A 16,625-nucleotide genomic window follows, 5' to 3' on the forward strand; every position below is an offset into this window, starting at 1 on the left:
CAGAATTTAGTAAACCCATAATAAAATACGATCTGTACTACTAATGCAACGGCTAATAGTATGTACCAGATATTCCAGTTTTTAAGTTGTTTGTTCATCAGTTTTTCTGTGCAGATAAAAAGTTTAAAAATAAACGTGCAGCTCCTACATTTCCCGCAGGCAACTGTCTGAAAAATGCTAACGGTGTATAAATAAAATTACCCTTTCCGTATCTGGCATATAAAGTTGATCCCTGAAGAGGCTCTTCATCCGTATCATGCATTTCAAAAAGCGGTTCATATGCGGCATCCCATTGAGCAGGGAAATAGGCCCCACGTTCCTGTACCCAGCCTTTAAAATCATCCGCAGTTATTTTATTCGGAAAGTTCAGTAATTTATGATTGGGATTTAAAAACCTAACCGCAGCATTTTCTTCAGTAACACGCTTATTGGCAATAGTGAAATTGTACATTCCCAATTTGTCAACGGTTGTGTCCTGGTTGGTATTATACTGCATTACCAGATTGCCTCCGGCTTTGGCATAGGACCATAAAAACGGCATCCAGCGGCCCAGCTTTTTTTCGGTGTTATTGGCACGAACACCCAATACAATGGCATCATATTGTGATAGTTTGTTTTGATTGCCGTTTCCGCCGGATTCATCTATGTTTCCATAAAAATCTTCGTCTTTCAGGATATCTACCTGAACACCTGCAATGCGCAGAAACTCGGGAATAAAATCACCTGCACCTTGTATGTAACCTACTTTTTTTACTTTCGCCTGAATATCGCCTTTCATCACTGTCACAGTGGCAGGCGCAAAATATTGCAGGGAAGGCAAATGCGGATACTGAATTAATATTTGTTTTTTATTATAGATAGCCCCATCTGCAACATAATTGGCGTCCAGTTGCAAACGGTTTGAGCTTAGGGAAGCAAGCTTAGCTTTTGGAATAACGTAATCGAAAGTAAAATCTTTCTCTTTTATAGAATTTACTTCAGCACTTCCTAATCTTTCTCCGTTATACATAAGGTTCAAAACACCTTTATTGAACGGTTTGTTGGAATTCACCTTAAAATGTAAACTCAAACGTAAATCTTCATTTTCTTTGACCCAATAAAGTGACTGTGTAAATTTCAGTTCCAGTGCAGGAACAATGCGCAAAGCTTCGACCACATCACCACGCACCGGATCTAATTTCTTGAAAGATAAAGGAAGCTTAACCTGAAACTTTTCTGAACCGATTTTTAAACCAAGTAAAACATTCAGAGGTGATTCTGCCTCCGGTAAACCGATTAAAGTATCATTGGGAACGGAGAATGTGGCGGCATTCACGGGAGGTTTTGCCAACCAGTAAGGTTCTGTGAGTGCTGCATCAGCAGGAATCTGAATGTCGTGCTGAATGGTAATTAAAGAATCTTTTGATAGTTTTCGGTTGAAATTTTCTGATTGACTTAGCCATTGTACATCCTCTAAAATAACAGGATCTGCAGCTCTTGAAATCAGATTTAACCTGAAAGTGTAATGATCTCCGGCAACCGCTTCAGCCTGATTGGTAACAACCTCACCCATAAATCCGGCACAGCTTAAAATAATATGGTCAAGAGATTTAATTTTATCCTTTTTAAAATCTCCATCTTTGATTGCCATAACCTTTTTTCGCAAAGCAAGCAAAGCAGGTAAGCTGAGGTCTGGATGATTGAAATTGAAAGCAGAAATAATCTGATCTAATGACTGATCAATATCAGCGTTTCCTTGTGAAGTCCAGGTTTTAGTAACTCCGTCAAAAAGAGTTGCTTCTGCAGGCTCACCGGCAACGTGGGCAAAATATTCTGTTCTGATCCCGGCTACAGACTGTGTTCCTGCTCCCTGGCTTTTATGCAAACTTCTGCTTAATCCGGCCAATTCTCCGTAACCCATTCCCAGTTGAGCGTCATATTGCCCAACGGTCACTTTCAGTTGGTTTTCAGCAGTGGTATTCACTCCACCAAAGCGGAAAGTATTCCACAATACGCGTTTTGGCTTCCACGCATTCACATATTTCAGTTGATCCGGGAAAGCCGTTTTATCACCTGCCAGCTTAAAGGCTTTTTCCGCTACCACAGCCGAAGCTGCATGTTGTCCGTGCCCTGCCGCAGCAGTAGGAGGAAAACGACAAATGATAATATCCGGACGGAATTTACGGATTACCCAGACTACATCTGCTGTAATACTGTCTGCATTCCATTGTTTAAAAGTGTCGGTCGTATTTTTAGAAAACCCGAAATCAATCGCACGGGTAAAAAACTGTTGGGCACCGTCTAACTTTCTTGCTTCCAAAAGCTCATGTGTTCTGATTAAACCCAATGCAGCACCTTGTTCTGTGCCTAATAAATTCTGCCCGCCATCACCTCTGGTTAAAGACAGATAGCCCGTTTCTACATTTTGGTCGTTGATTAACCAGGAGAGCAATCCCGTATTCTCATCATCGGGATGAGCTGCAAGGTATAAAACTTTAGGAAGATGTTTCAGCGTTTTGATTTCACGGTAAATTTCAGATGATTGGGAAGGCCGGACCTGCTGGGCCGAACAAAATACCGTATAAAAGCCAAGGATAAATACAGTGCTTACTTTTTTGAACATTTAAATTTGCTTTGCGGCAAATATAAGTAAATCCTCTTTCTTTCAACATTAAAAGAATCAGGCTGTGAATTTTACAGATTTTTTTTTAAAATTAACCGCAAAGGCAGAAAATTTTATTGTTTAAACACTTTAGTACACTTCACAAAGTCTAAGGAAACACTACATAATGAAGTTCACATAAGATGAATATCTTCGATTTTCTACAAAACTTTAGTGGACTTCTTATACACAAAGTAGATTAGCTTACATAACTAAAGTGTTTAAAAAGCTCTTGTGCCTTTTATTGCTCATAAAAAATGAAAATTAGCCGATAAAAAAAATTAAATTTTTATCTTAAAAAACATATCATAATGATACTCAATATTACCAATTAGTTAATTTTTATCAATCACAAACTTCTTTTTTTCATTTTTCACAAAAAAAAGAATTATATTTGGTTCACACAAAATACACCCTCATATGAAAACAAAATTTACACATCTCACTGCTATTCTTATTTCAGGTATTTCTTTTGCCCAAGTAGGGATCAACACAGCTTCACCTAAAACAACATTGGATGTATCTGCCACAAGGGACACTTCAGGAGTGATTACGAATAACACACAAACATTCGGATTACAGGCCCCAAGGCTTACCAGAGCTGAGCTTACAGCCAATACCGCTACCTATGGCACCAATCAGACCGGCGCATTAATTTATATTACGGACGTCACCGGCGGAGATGCCACAGGGCAACGTATCAATGTTACTGCTATGGGTTATTATTATTTTGACGGAACAGTATGGCAAAGACTGACACAGGCAACCAATGCCGTAGCTCCGGCAATTTCTACATTACAGTGTACCACAGCTTACTTAAGTCCTTCTACTTATACTCCCGGTACTCCTTACACCGGAAACCTGAGAGTTACTTATAGCGGAGGAAACGGCGGAGCATATAATTCAGGAACTCCTTTTACCATCAACGGATTGACTTTCCAGTTAAGGCCGGGAACTTTAGAGTTTGGTGATGGCGAACTGGTATTCTCAGTAAGCGGAACTCCCACCACTGCTAATGACATGACTATTCCGATGACCAACAGTACGGTTTCTTTCCTAACAGCAGCGCAAAACTGTACCGCTACAGTGGGAAATAGCAGCCGTGCAGACATTGCACCTGTTGCAGCAATGGGATATCCTACTCTGACAACTGATTCCAATGGGAAACAAGCTTATACCTTCCCTCTTGCTACCCCGGATGGTAAGTATTCCATCAGAGTAATATTTGACACCACAAGTGGTACAACCGCCGCAATTCCTAATGTACAATTATTTAACAATACAGGTTCTACCGTAAATCTATATTGGAATTACAATACCGAATATGGCGGTTATATTGGAGCAGCTCAAACTACCAACAATATTACTTCAGGAGTATGGGGCGGTATGGGAGATGCAACAGCTACCTGGTTTCCTCAAGGTACCGGAGCAGTAGGAAGCGCTTACTGGGGGAACGTAGGGATTATAGATGGTTCCAGTGGCGGACCTGAGCATAGAAGATATACCTGGATAGACAGCAACGCTTCTTCAAAAACTGCTTATACCGCAACCATTATGGCAGGAGCCCCCACCTCAGGGAGTGCCCAACCCAACCTTTCTAAAATTTACATAAAGATAGAGCAAGTAAAAGCTCAATAATATAATGCCCCTGAAAAAGGGGCATTTTTATTTTTAACGGGTTTCAGCTATCTTCTTTTCTCTTCTTCTCTGAAGAATAAGATGTGCCGCATCCAGCATTTTCACCATATGGATGTAGGGCATCACGATATTTCTTTCCGGTAGATTTTCATAAACACCCATTGAAAAATAGACGATTCCGGACATAAAATAATCAAATTCTTTGAGGGTGTAGGCACTGAATGCTTTTTTGAAAACCAGCAGAGGATTCCGGTATTCTTTCTCCGAAAGCAGACCAAGAACCCATGGGGAAATTTTTTCCGATTGTGTATCGACCGTCCATTTTCTGTCCTTCAGCATCATGAGATATCCTGCCCGGATCAATGACCTCATCGACTGATGAAACTCAAAGATCACCGCCGGATCTTCATGGATCCAGCTATTTCTCTTTACCGCATAATTCATAATGTTGCTGAGCCTTTCTTTGGAAACATCCAGCTCATTGAACTGAAAGAAAGTTTCTATCAGCTGCAAGCCGGAGTTCTTCTTTTCTGCCCGAAACCGGGGATCGAAGTTTGTTCTGCTTTTTTTCATTGTTTGTATTTTTTTATAAATGTAAGAAAAGAAATCCAATTACGGTCGATCGACCGTAATTTTTTATTATTTAATTATTTCATTTGTTCCATGACAGATATAAACGAAAAAATTTGTTCATACATTACAAAAAAATGGTTAATACCTTGGCTTCAGGAAGGCAAGTCACAAAACTCTTTTGCCAAAAATCATGGTGTAGAAGAAAGTACCATTAGAAAAATTAAAAGTGAAGAAACTTACAGAATACCCGTTGAAACACTTTTTAAAATATGCGAAGCAAGAAAAATTAGTTTATCTGATTTCTTTAAACTTATAAATGAATAATCCTGACGAGAGTTGGGATTTTTTTGTGACTAAGCTTTTGAATCTTTAAGGAATTCCGTAAAAATACTGATTAAAAGTTTTAAGAGGGTTCTTATTTTTGGTGTTTACGGTAAGCCGTAATCATCTATAATAGAAGATGTATATCTTGCACACAAAATTTATTAAAGTAATAACACAGAAAAAAATTCAGCTACTATTAAGTACTAATAATAATTAGTTTAAAATATCAGAACTACAATATTAATTTAAAATTTATTTTTAAATAATGGAAAAATTTCGTCCAAATAATTTACAAGAGCTATTATCTTTTAATCAATCAATAAGAAGAGATGGATTCTCACCATACTTAGCATTCTTTAGAGGGCAAATAAATGACTGGCCAATAAAACCAAACATTACCAGAAATCCTAAACTTACTGATGCTGACATTCTCGAAAAGGAAAAAATCTTTTTTGAAAATTATAATGAAGAAACATTAGGGGTAAAGGTTTTACAACATTTTGATAAAGAATATACAAAATATGCACAGGACTGGCATAATCTATTTCAAGCGCAGCATTTGGGATTTTATACAAGACTGACTGATTGGAGCCAAGATTTCAACACTGCAATGTTTTTTGCAATTGATGACGAATCAGAAACTTACTTAGACATTGATGGTATAATATACTTATATAAATGTCCTTACTATGAAGACCAATTAATTAATTTTCAAAGAGAAGAAGACTGCAGATTTTTTGATCAAAATCCATTTGATCTTGAAAAATCTTATATGGTGAAACATTATTCTCAGTTTCCTGATGATTTCGAAAACTATGCTGGAGAAATTAGAAGATTTAGACAAGATGGAAGTTTCATTATTTTAAACTCAGAGGATATCAACAAACCAATTGAAAAAATACCTTATATAAGTCAATATCTAACAAAAATATATATATCACCAACTGTAAAAGCTGAAATTTCTAATTATTTAGATGAAGGTTTTAAAGAATTTATTTATTTTGCTTCAACAGATGATAATAAGACAGAAGTGGAAAGGATTAGAAAAATAACGTCCGAAAGCAATAATAAAATTTATTGGAAATAATAGAAATTTATTCAGCACAAAATATTAATTACAAAATAAGATGAACAAAGATTTGTATAATGAACTACAATTTTTATATGTTTCTTTAACAGAAAGATTTTCAAAGTATTCAGATTATCATTATGATGGGCTCTATAAATGTTATAACGGAAAATATTTCTTTCTACGAGATGAAAAAAGAAAGTTTTTAAAAAAACTATCAACAATTAAAATCGGAGAAATCTACTCAGATAAGTATAAAGAAGAAATAGGATTTCCTCAACAATATATAAATAGTTTTCTAGTAATATTTCATGAAGACAAAGTGTGCATTATTGATGGATTAGGACAGATTATTCTTTACTATATTTTGTTTTTGCTTAAGTTAGAATTGGAAGCTTTTATAAACGAATTGAATGATGCTAAAGAAAGATTAAAAGGCTTTATAACTTCTGACGAAAATTTTATTTATTTTGATTATGTTACTTTCTTTGAAAATTGGGCTAAAAAATTTAAAGGAAATAATGGTATGGAAATGCTAATACACCTTTTCACAAAAACAAATTCGAATATTATAACAATTAGCTTTAGTGGTAAAATAGAGATTAATTTCAGTAAAATTAAGGAAATGTACAGTAGACTAGAATATTTTAACTTTACAAAATGGCAATGAATTATTTATACCATTTATATGGCAAAATATCATATTTTTTTTCATTAATTTCACTGATAAAGAACTTCTGGAATATAAAGAATATATCAGAAATTTAATGTCATAGCACTACATTTTTATTTAATTTATTTTTAACCTAATTAAATGTTTGAAAATTTACCTCTAAAAGAAATATTATTATTAATTCTTGGAACACTTTCTACCTACCTAGTATGGCGAGTTCAATTCCAAAAAGATAAAATCAAGAATATTGAAACTCAACTTTCTGAAAAAAAATTTCAAATCTACTCTGAGCTGGTGTATATAATATTTGATACGATGCACGGTGAAAAAGTTGGAAAGAAAATTACTGATAAAGAATTATTGAAAAGAATTTTAGATATTAAAAAAAATATGTTTCTGTATGCTTCCGATGAAATGTTCGAGTCTTTTAAAAATTGGACACTTGAATTACAAAAACCTGGAAATAATGGAGTAGACCATTTTAAAAAGTATTTTGAATTAATGAAACTTGTACGTAAAGACATGGGTCAGTCAAATTCGAAAATAAGTTTAGATGATTTTATGATTTATATAATGCAAAATGAAGAAGAATACCAAAGGTTTAAAAATTTATACAATTGGGATTAGATGAATTAGTCAATATTTAATCACCCGCTCTCCAAAATCTCCCGACTTCGGAGTAATTTCAAAGAAAAAAACTTATTTCACCAGCTTAAAATTAGAATCATTTCCATACCAAAATCAAAAAAATCCCAACTTTCGTTGGGATTTTTAAGCAAAACAAACTGCAAGTCTGTACTGTCACAAGATTTACCTTATTTTTCCACCATCTTCACTCTACGGTTTTGTGCCTTGCTCAACCGGGGCTTTCTGTAGAATCTGTATGGCTCCGGTAGAAGTATTTCCATAAAGCTGAATATAAATATCATCGCCATTTGTTCTTCTGATGACATATACTTTTACGGGTTCATTCCAATAATCTATAGAACCTTCCTCTCCAAAGTATTTGGCATCTTCTTTTATTCTGTCAAGCTCTGGCTGAGAAACTTTACCATCAAATATTTTCACACCGCCAACTTTTGTAATAGCATCATCATAACTTTTCAAAAAATACGGCAATGACCATTCTTCCGTATTATCTTTCCCATTGACTACATATGTTTTCCATACTTTTCCTTCTATGGGCGTCATTACGCCGTTAAGTGGAAAATACAGCCTGTCAAAGCTTCTTTGTACGGGTTTATTTTGAAAGTCCAGTCCTTTGGGAAAACTGAAAAAGGGAAAATCTCCTACCTCAGCGGTGGAAACCGGCACAGAGTTGATATCAAACTGAGTAGTTTCTCCCGGAGATTTTTCTGTGGCTGTACTATTTCCTATGGCGACAGTATCCTTAGCGGCCTCTGTTTTCTCTTCAGTCTTTTTGTTGCATGCAGCAAGCAAAGCGCCTATTGATAGAATAATCAGTGTCTTCTTCATTGTAATACATTTAGTTTTTGGGTGTATAATTTTTTTAAAACAGTGAACGATAAAACAATACGAATCCTTCTTCATCAGAATTGTTCTGTATATTTTATCCTGTACTATTTTTGCGGCACTAACTTACAAATAAAAATAAGGATAGGAAATCCCTAATTTTAAGGAATTTAGTAAATAAAAAGATAATATACTGATGATATTTGACGGAGATTTTTACTTTTGAAACTGATGATTTTTAAGATAGCAAAAATGTAGAATCAACTTGCTGATTCCCGAAACACATAGATAAGCAAACCGCTTCATGAGCAACGAAGCCGAAGCACTTAGCCCACTTACAATACAACAAAATGATCAATGAACCTTTGCATTAAAAAAAGAATTCCAGTCTTGATCTGACGAAAGATGTAAAAACTTACGCCTTCCTGATGATATCGCGGGTAAGATAAATATAATTAAACATACAAAACGTCGCCACCGCCCCGAAAGTATGCCACAAAAAGTGGGTCCCGAAACTGAACCATTCCCACTTATCAGCGATACGGAAGGTCAGTGCAAAAACAAATGACAATACCGCAAAGCCTACCCATTTGCCAGCCTTCCATTGGGTATAGATCAAATACCTTAGTACCGAGAAAACTACCAATGAAGCCATGATGGCATAATTGACGTTGATAAAAAGAGAAGGGTTATCTGCCAAAATCCAGTTTCTCAAACCCACCATAATTGCTGTATATACCAGAACCAGAACAACAGCATAGTACCATCGGGTACTCTTCGCTATAAAATAAAATCCGGCAGACAGACAGAGCAGCATAATAGGCAGCCAATCCATCATGATAAATACCGGCCATTGCCTGAAAGAATGGTAAACCGTTCCCCCTATGGCACCAATATATAATAATACCAGGCAGTAGGTTAAAAAAGGATGTTTTTTAAAATTACCTTTCATTTTAAAGGTCCAGAAAATAGCGATGGCTAAAAATAATAGAGCTGTTATTGCATTGAAGGGCTCAGGGAAAAACTGAGTCATATCTGTTTCCTTATATAACAGGCCTCCGTCCGGAGGTATTAGGTTTATTGGCATTGTCTTTTTTTATATTATTTACAGGCATGTTCTAGAGTGTACAATACAAACACAAGCCATTTTTCTAACCATTAGTAAAACATATACTTACTTATTATAAATATAGAAAAAATTATGGCATTGTACTCCGGGATGCCACATTATATTTTTATAAAGCACCCCTTCTACTCTATCTAAAGAAGCTGAAACCTTTATCAATTCTCTTTGCTGATCAATCAAAACATCGCTTGCAAAAATATTGGCCGATAAATGTCTTGTCAGAGAACCATAACTTTGCTGCACAAATTCTCTATACCTCTGGCCACTTTTGATTGTGGTGTTTTTGCAGTTCTTCAGGTATTTATAATTAAGATTTGTTTTCAAAATTTTAAGTTTTTTTTAAATACCACATCTTTGCAGATATGGTGTTTGAGGCACGGCGCTTGCAAAGTTCATAGTACCAATTTAAAATATAAAAATATGAACAACGAGAAAACAGTTTCAGTATTAAATGATTTACTGAACATTACCAACGACAGAATTCAGGGATTTTCAAAAGTGGAAGACAAAGTATGGGATGAGTATCCACAGCTGAGAGCAGATTATGATACGATGGTGGCCCAGTCTCACAAGATGAAAAACGAATTGAGCAATCTGATTACAGAAAGAGGAGGCACACCGGATCAATCCGGATCTACTTCAGGAGCCATCCACAGAGCATGGATTGATGTTAAAAATTCTTTTGCCACAGATACAGCCGGCTCTACGTTAGGAAATGTTGTATATGGTGAAAATGCTGCTATTGATGCTTATCAGGATGCTTTAGACAGCGGTGATCTTTGCCCGGAAAGTTCGAGAGTGGTACTGGATCAGCTTCATCAGCTTAAGGCTTCTCATGATAAATTTGAAGTTCTTGAAGATTTAAAAAAGTAGATATCCTCTTTCTCATGAGGTAAGTTTTTATTTAATCATCACACAACAATCGAACGTTGTAATCGGAGGTCACAGACCTTCCGATACTTAACACAAAAAACAGTACTATGTCAAAGAAAATCGCAATACTGGCCACACATGGCTTTGAAGAGAGTGAATTAAGCTCACCAAAAGAATATCTTGAACAACAGGGATGGACCGCCCATATCGTAAGTCCTGAATCCGGAAGTATTAAGGCATGGGCAGAAAAAGACTGGGGTAAGGAATATCCGGTAGATCAAACGCTCGACAATGCAGCGGCTTCAGATTATGATGCGCTGGTATTACCGGGAGGCGTTATTAATCCGGACCTGCTGAGAACCAATGAAAAAGCACTCACCTTTGTAAAAGATTTTTTTGCCCAGCATAAACCTGTAGCAGCCATTTGCCACGGACCTCAGGTACTGATCAACGCGGGTGTGGTAGAGGGAAGGAATCTGACTTCCGTCAACTCCATTAGCCAGGATCTAAAAAATGCCGGTGCACAGTGGGAAGACAGCGAGGTGGTAGTAGATGCCGGACTCGTGACAAGCAGAACACCAAAAGATCTTCCTGCCTTTAATGCCAAAATGGTAGAAGAGATCAGGGAAGGAAAACATACAGAACAAACGCTCTGAAACAAATAAAGTCTGGCTCTGCCAGGCTTTTTCTTTTCATCAAACATTTATATGCCTAAAAAGTACCACATTTCTATCTTATGGCAAAAAAATTGTAATTATTAAAATCAAATCACAATCGTATGAACAATATAGTAAAAATTACATTGGCTCTTGCAGCAGGAAGTTCTTTGCTTTATATGGGCCTGCGAAAGAAAGGCAAGAAAAGCAAAGTATATCTTGCCCCTGACGGAAACACTTATAAAGAAAACCAGATTTACCGGACTTACGATAATAAGCTTTATAAGAACGGCAAGGAGTTTCATTATTCCATGCCAAAGTTAGAGGATGATCAGTCTTTCAATAAAAATTACAGTACTACCACTGATACCATTTATTCAAATTATAAAACTGATCATAAAAGCACACAATACCACCATAAAGGTTTAAGGCATCAATAAAGTGAAGCCGCCACTACACCACAACACTAACCACAAAAAATAATATTATGAGAAATCTATTATGGCTTGTTGCAGTCATCTGCATCGCTGTCTGGCTACTGGGAATGCTCGGAATCATTCCCGGTATGGACACAGGAAGTTTAATCCACACACTCTTGGTTGTTGCCATTATTGTTGTTCTGATCAATATTTTTACCGGCAGAAAACCTCTTAATTAAAAACAAAAAATCAGAGCAGAAATAATCTGCTCTGATAGGTATTTAATTAGCAACTATTTAAGCTCTTTTCAGAACCTTTTATGATTTATCTGAAAAAACAACATCTTTCTCTGTTAGTGTTTTTTCAGTCTTATGATTCACATACACAGGTATACCGCCTACCCAGGTTTCCAATACCGGAATGTCTCTCATTTTCATATACTGTAATGAAGGTGTATTCAATGAAAGAGGATCCTGTTCCAAAATAACGAAATCAGCAAAGTATCCTTCATTTAACGATCCTACCCATTTATCTGCATAACACTGCCAGGCAGCATCATAAGTAACGGCAATTAAGGCCTGCTCCGGGGTAATACGTTCCGCGCTGTTTAAGACCTCAATATCGTTTGGATTTTTTTCCATGATTCTGGTAATGGATTGTTCCATCATTCTCAGAGGACCTAATGGACTCACCTCATTGTCGCTGTGAAGGGTAATTCTCATACCGGCAGCAAGCGTTGAACCACAAAGATCAAGCATTTGTGCTTTTTCCCCGAATATTACTTCTTTAAAAGCATAGCCCCAGTAGCCTACGTGGCCGATCAGGAAACTTGGAGATACTCCCATTTGAAGCATATTGGTAATTTGCTCTGATGTCAGCAGTGAACAGTGCTCAATACGGTTACGAAGCTCCGGACCTCTATATTGAGCCAAACTACGCTGATAAGCATTAATGGCAAATGTTACGGCCTGATCTCCATTAGCATGAACCATCAGCGGCCAGCCTTTTACAGCGACCACGCTGTTGATTAATGTATTATAGTTCGGAGGAATCGTATGGGCCGGAATACCTGTCTGCGGAAAATTAAATACCCCTGTGTTGTTCGCAGGATTACACAGATAAGGAGCGCTCTGATAACCTGTCAATCCCTGGTTGGAACCATCTGAAACCACTTTAATATGCCCGTAATATACAGGTTTATAATGCTCCGGCTCTTTATAAGGTTCCAGTTTATCAACATCTTCCTGGCTGGAACACAGATAAGCACCTCCTGTTCTTACGCGTTCCGGGTGAGTCTCGAAGTATTTGGTTAACAGTACTTCTGAACCTTTATTCAGTCCGGCATCATACATAAAAGTAACCCCTCTTGAATTGGCTGTATTGAAAAGATTGGTAAGATATCTGTTAATCTCTATGCTCATCGCAATGATCTGCAGCTTTACCGTCTTCAATGCAGGAGTCATTTGTAAGCCTTCCTGCAGCTGACCTTTGGTCTCAGCAATATAATTTTCAACGGTTTTATACTCGGTACTGATATCGGAATTATGTTTAAATACATATTCCAGCGCCTTGGTATTCAGATAAAGTGTATGCATAGAAGCACTTAACAACATCATCGGTGTCGTATGATTAATACTGTCAAGTAGTATATTATCGATGGTTATTAACTCTTTTTTACCATCTTTTTCCTTAAAAGGCATTAATGACGGGTCTAGACCTCTCCCTAAAATAACAGCCCCCGGAATTTTAGGAACATGATTGTTGATGATGGTCCCTACAGAGGTCAGGTCATAAACAGCCTTTAAATTCTGTCCTTCAAAAGGGCTCAGATCCAGCCAGCCCTGCATCATTGCTGTTGGAACCATATGAACATGGGGTTCTATCAGCCCCGGAAGTAAAGTTTGAGTACCGGCTAGTTCCTTTCTTTGAAACCCTTGAAAATGCTGCTTCATATACTCTTCTACCTGATCTTTTGTACCGGTCACCACTACTTTTCCATCAGCGATCCCAACAGATTCAACGGTAGCTGTTGATCCTCCAATCATAGGACGGATAATTCCTCCGCATACCATCAGAGTTTGTGGTTTTTCGTGGGTGGCTTTTCCGGAACCCGGATTTATTTTGGTCATATTTTCTGCACTGAAAAGTTCTTCTTTAAGAACATCCAAAACAGGATTGTGGCAAGAGCAATGAGTACAGCCCTGCGTGTGATTGTGTGATTTTTCCATGGGAATAATTGGATTTAAGGATTGTGTGTAAGCTTAATTTTGTTTGTATTGATTTTGAATTATGCTTTATTTTGATATACATAGAACTACAGGCCTCTCATCAGATGAGGCCTATTGGTAATTTAAATTAAAAGGATTTTTTAAGGTTCTATGTCAGGTTGAATTCGGGAAGGGTAATAAATTTCATATATTTTCATGTTTTAGTTTATTTTATAAAAATAATAAAAATATTCATTCAAAATATTTTTTATCACTAAATGTTGATTAAATTCACATCTCTAAAATTTTAATTTACAGCACGTTCCTGTTTAATTCACAATTCTCTATTGGTATTTTCCAATACCTCACCATGCACTGTATCTCAAGATTTTTGACTTGAAAACATCATCAATTTCTTTTCACTCTTGTGAAATAACATATAAAATATCAACTCCAGAAGTCTTTAAATGATTACATTAGCAAAGAATTAAAATGTGCTGAGATTTCTATGAAAAATATGTTCTGTGTATTGCTCCTTTCAATGGTACAGCCTGTACTGGCACAAACCAAATTAGAAAAAGCAATTACCAATCTTGAGGATCATTACGAGCAGGAAAAAGTATATGTACTTACGGACAAACCGCAATATGCAGCTGGTGATAAAATCTGGTTCAAAAGTTTTGTATTTGACGGATATAACCGCTCTGAATTATCCACTACGCTTTTTGTTGAGCTGTATAATTATGATAAAAAATTAATAGACTGGAAAACGGTACTTCTTACGAATGGTGAAGGCAGCGGAGATTTTCAACTGAAAGAAGATCTTCCCGAACAGGTTTATTTTGTAAGAGCTTACACCCCTTACATGACCAATTTTAATGAGGATTTCCAAATTGTCAAAACAATTCCGGTTTACAATCCAAACTCTACAGAATCATTGGTAATCTCTAAAAGTTCTGATTGGTCTGCCAAGGTCTTCCCGGAAGGCGGAACTTTCATTAACGGTATGCCTACAAAGTTTGCTGTAAGATTATCTTCCAATTCTTCTCTGCCGGAAAACTGGTCCGGAAAAATTATAGACAGCCAAAACCCCAATACTCCTGTTACTACATTCAAATCTTTTGATAAAAATGTCGCTTCTTTTAAGATAACTCCGGCATCCGGAAAGAAATATCAGGCCATTATTCAGGACAATGCAGGAAAAAGTCATACAATAGATCTACCACAAGTTGCCGACAGCGGCCTGAATATAGAGGTTTCAAGCTCTAAAGAAGGGATAAAGTATAATTTAAAAGGTGTCAATCTCAAACAACAGCTTCAGGGTTATAAAATTATTGGACTGATCAACAACCATCTTGCTTACAGAGCCAATATCAACCACCTGACGAATGAGGCATCAAGCCTTATTCCTACAAAAATCAGTAGTGGTGCCAACGGTATCCTGCAATTGGTTATTCTTGATGAACAGGATAATGTGGTGGCACAGAGGCTTTGCTTTATAAAACCTGGTAATTTAAAGGTTGAGAAAGCAGAAATAGTAGGTCAGAGTTTAAAACCAACACCAAGAGCTTTCAACAGTATCGATCTTTCTCCGGAATCTTATTTCAAAAATTATACAGTTGTGGTAAGCGAAGATAATGGTAACCCAACTCCTGAAGAAGACAATATTCTGAGCGGGCTCTGGCTAACGGGAGATTTTACCACAAGAATAGACAGCCCTGCACAATACTTCGCTAAGAATGCCAACACTGAAGCTTTGGATGCACTTCTTATTTCAGAAAACTGGAAAAGATTCGACTGGAATGCTGTACTCAGCGGAACTGTACCCGCCATTAAAACCCAATCTCAAAAATACCTTTCTTACAGAGTAAAACCTATTAAAAATAATGCTCTGCTGCCCAACACGAGTATCAATTTATTATCAAAATCCGGTCAAAGCCAGCCTGTATTCAGCCAATTCAAAACAGATCAAAACGGATATATCTATTTAAATAACCTCAATAATGATGAACCGCTGGAAGTTTCAGCCTTTGTCAATTCAGAAAATAAAGAATCAGGGAATCAGGATTTGTTTGTCACCATAGAACCGTTAGTCACACCTTCCCCATTTAAGGGCAATTTCCCGGCTACAAAATATACATTGGTAAAAGCTGATAAAAATAAAACTCTTCCTCCAACTATTTCCAGAGCCATCAATACGCAAAAAAATATAAAAAAGAAAGAGAGTAATGATATACAAATTCAGGAAGTTGCTTTAGTTGGAAAAAAGAAAGATGCGAAGGCAGATCTTGATAAACAACTTTCCAGCGGAATGTTCAGTTCTGTCAATTCTACTGTATTTGATTTCGTGAATGAAGACCAGCATACGTCAGGATACACCAATATTTTAGACTGGCTGCAGGGAAAAGCTGCCGGCCTGACATTTCAGAGAAATAATTCAGGAGCCAACGTTCCTTATATCCGGGGACAGCAAGCCAAGCTCTTTTTAGATGAAATAGCTACCGATCCCAGCATGATCTCCACTCTTCCCATCAACAATATTGCAATGGTAAAAATCATCAAAGGATCAGGATTGGTAGGTGATGCCGTAGCCATCTATACAATGAAGGGCAATATGCAGGCTAAAAGCAACGAAAAAGAAGTAAAAAAGAACAACTCATCCATCATCAAGGGATATGATAAACCTTCAGAATTTCCTATTGAAATGATAGATAATGATGCTCCTGAAAAAATTGAAAATGATACGCGTGAGACACTGTACTGGAATCCTAATTTATTTGACAGTGATTATGTTCCGCCAAGAATTAAATTTTTCAATAATGACAGCGCCAAACAATTTAAAGTGTTGATCATAAGCTTTGATGAAGACGATAATATTCTTTATGACCAGCAGGTTTTAAAATAAACATATGGGACAAGTTATATTTAGCTTGTCCCTTTTTATTACTTTATT

16 protein-coding genes are annotated in these 16,625 nt (G+C 36.6%); 10 read left to right on the forward strand and 6 right to left on the reverse strand.

The window, feature by feature from the left end; genetic code table 11:
- Positions 1–97 precede the first annotated feature (97 nt).
- Positions 98–2,602, reverse strand: a complete 2,505-nt coding sequence (locus PZ898_RS07195; protein WP_277695163.1) for a PIG-L family deacetylase — start codon at positions 2,600–2,602, stop codon at positions 98–100.
- Positions 2,603–3,061: 459 nt separating this feature from the next.
- On the opposite strand from PZ898_RS07195, the gene PZ898_RS07200 reads away from it, so the two are divergent.
- Positions 3,062–4,279, forward strand: coding sequence for a hypothetical protein (locus tag PZ898_RS07200; RefSeq protein ID WP_062671921.1), 1,218 nt, complete (start codon positions 3,062–3,064; stop codon positions 4,277–4,279).
- A 33-nt stretch (positions 4,280–4,312) separates the two neighbouring features.
- On the opposite strand, the gene PZ898_RS07205 is transcribed toward PZ898_RS07200, so the two are convergent.
- Positions 4,313–4,852, reverse strand: coding sequence for a hypothetical protein (locus PZ898_RS07205; RefSeq protein WP_277695164.1), 540 nt, complete (start codon positions 4,850–4,852; stop codon positions 4,313–4,315).
- 90 nt (positions 4,853–4,942) lie between these two features.
- Here PZ898_RS07205 and PZ898_RS07210 point away from each other — a divergent pair, with 90 nt between their 5' ends.
- The 4 genes from PZ898_RS07210 to PZ898_RS07225 all read left to right on the forward strand — a co-directional run bounded on the left by PZ898_RS07210 (position 4,943) and on the right by PZ898_RS07225 (position 7,545).
- The gene (locus tag PZ898_RS07210) at positions 4,943–5,176 is read left to right on the forward strand and encodes a helix-turn-helix transcriptional regulator (RefSeq protein ID WP_002977873.1); all 234 of its coding nucleotides are present in this window, start codon (positions 4,943–4,945) and stop codon (positions 5,174–5,176) included.
- 265 nt (positions 5,177–5,441) lie between these two features.
- Positions 5,442–6,263 (forward strand): FRG domain-containing protein, encoded by an 822-nt coding sequence (locus PZ898_RS07215; protein ID WP_277695165.1) that lies wholly within the window; start codon positions 5,442–5,444, stop codon positions 6,261–6,263.
- A 40-nt stretch (positions 6,264–6,303) separates the two neighbouring features.
- Entirely contained in the window at positions 6,304–6,915 is a 612-nt protein-coding gene (locus tag PZ898_RS07220) for a hypothetical protein (protein ID WP_277695166.1), read from the forward strand.
- 144 nt (positions 6,916–7,059) lie between these two features.
- Positions 7,060–7,545, forward strand: coding sequence for a hypothetical protein (locus PZ898_RS07225; protein WP_277695167.1), 486 nt, complete (start codon positions 7,060–7,062; stop codon positions 7,543–7,545).
- A 210-nt stretch (positions 7,546–7,755) separates the two neighbouring features.
- Here the strand turns inward: PZ898_RS07225 and PZ898_RS07230 are convergent, their stop codons facing one another.
- The 3 genes from PZ898_RS07230 to PZ898_RS07240 all read right to left on the reverse strand — a co-directional run bounded on the left by PZ898_RS07230 (position 7,756) and on the right by PZ898_RS07240 (position 9,841).
- Positions 7,756–8,394, reverse strand: a complete 639-nt coding sequence (locus PZ898_RS07230) for a hypothetical protein (RefSeq protein ID WP_277695168.1) — start codon at positions 8,392–8,394, stop codon at positions 7,756–7,758.
- Positions 8,395–8,806: 412 nt separating this feature from the next.
- Positions 8,807–9,478 carry a hypothetical protein gene (locus PZ898_RS07235; RefSeq protein ID WP_277695169.1) on the reverse strand — a complete coding sequence of 224 codons (672 nt, stop codon included), beginning with the start codon at positions 9,476–9,478 and terminating at the stop codon, positions 8,807–8,809.
- An 87-nt stretch (positions 9,479–9,565) separates the two neighbouring features.
- Complete coding sequence (locus PZ898_RS07240; RefSeq protein ID WP_277695170.1) at positions 9,566–9,841, reverse strand: hypothetical protein; 276 nt, start codon at positions 9,839–9,841, stop codon at positions 9,566–9,568.
- A gap of 96 nt (positions 9,842–9,937) precedes the next feature.
- Here PZ898_RS07240 and PZ898_RS07245 point away from each other — a divergent pair, with 96 nt between their 5' ends.
- The 4 genes from PZ898_RS07245 to PZ898_RS07260 all read left to right on the forward strand — a co-directional run bounded on the left by PZ898_RS07245 (position 9,938) and on the right by PZ898_RS07260 (position 11,704).
- A complete protein-coding gene (locus PZ898_RS07245) occupies positions 9,938–10,390 on the forward strand; it encodes a PA2169 family four-helix-bundle protein (protein ID WP_277695171.1) in 453 nt (150 codons plus the stop codon).
- Between the two features lie 107 nt (positions 10,391–10,497).
- On the forward strand, positions 10,498–11,046 hold the full coding sequence (locus PZ898_RS07250) for a type 1 glutamine amidotransferase domain-containing protein (protein ID WP_120231722.1): 549 nt from the start codon (positions 10,498–10,500) through the stop codon (positions 11,044–11,046).
- 122 nt (positions 11,047–11,168) lie between these two features.
- On the forward strand, positions 11,169–11,486 hold the full coding sequence (locus tag PZ898_RS07255; RefSeq protein WP_277695172.1) for a hypothetical protein: 318 nt from the start codon (positions 11,169–11,171) through the stop codon (positions 11,484–11,486).
- Positions 11,487–11,533: 47 nt separating this feature from the next.
- The gene (locus PZ898_RS07260) at positions 11,534–11,704 is read left to right on the forward strand and encodes a lmo0937 family membrane protein (RefSeq protein WP_047433678.1); all 171 of its coding nucleotides are present in this window, start codon (positions 11,534–11,536) and stop codon (positions 11,702–11,704) included.
- A gap of 78 nt (positions 11,705–11,782) precedes the next feature.
- Here PZ898_RS07260 and PZ898_RS07265 read toward each other — a convergent pair whose 3' ends face one another.
- Complete coding sequence (locus PZ898_RS07265; protein ID WP_277695173.1) at positions 11,783–13,693, reverse strand: amidohydrolase; 1,911 nt, start codon at positions 13,691–13,693, stop codon at positions 11,783–11,785.
- Positions 13,694–14,180: 487 nt separating this feature from the next.
- On the opposite strand from PZ898_RS07265, the gene PZ898_RS07270 reads away from it, so the two are divergent.
- Entirely contained in the window at positions 14,181–16,577 is a 2,397-nt protein-coding gene (locus PZ898_RS07270; RefSeq protein WP_277695174.1) for a hypothetical protein, read from the forward strand.
- The last annotated feature ends 48 nt before the right edge of the window (positions 16,578–16,625 follow it).

The sequence above is a fragment of the Chryseobacterium sp. WX genome (assembly GCF_029542485.1).
Classification (GTDB): Bacteria; Bacteroidota; Bacteroidia; order Flavobacteriales; family Weeksellaceae; genus Chryseobacterium; species Chryseobacterium cucumeris.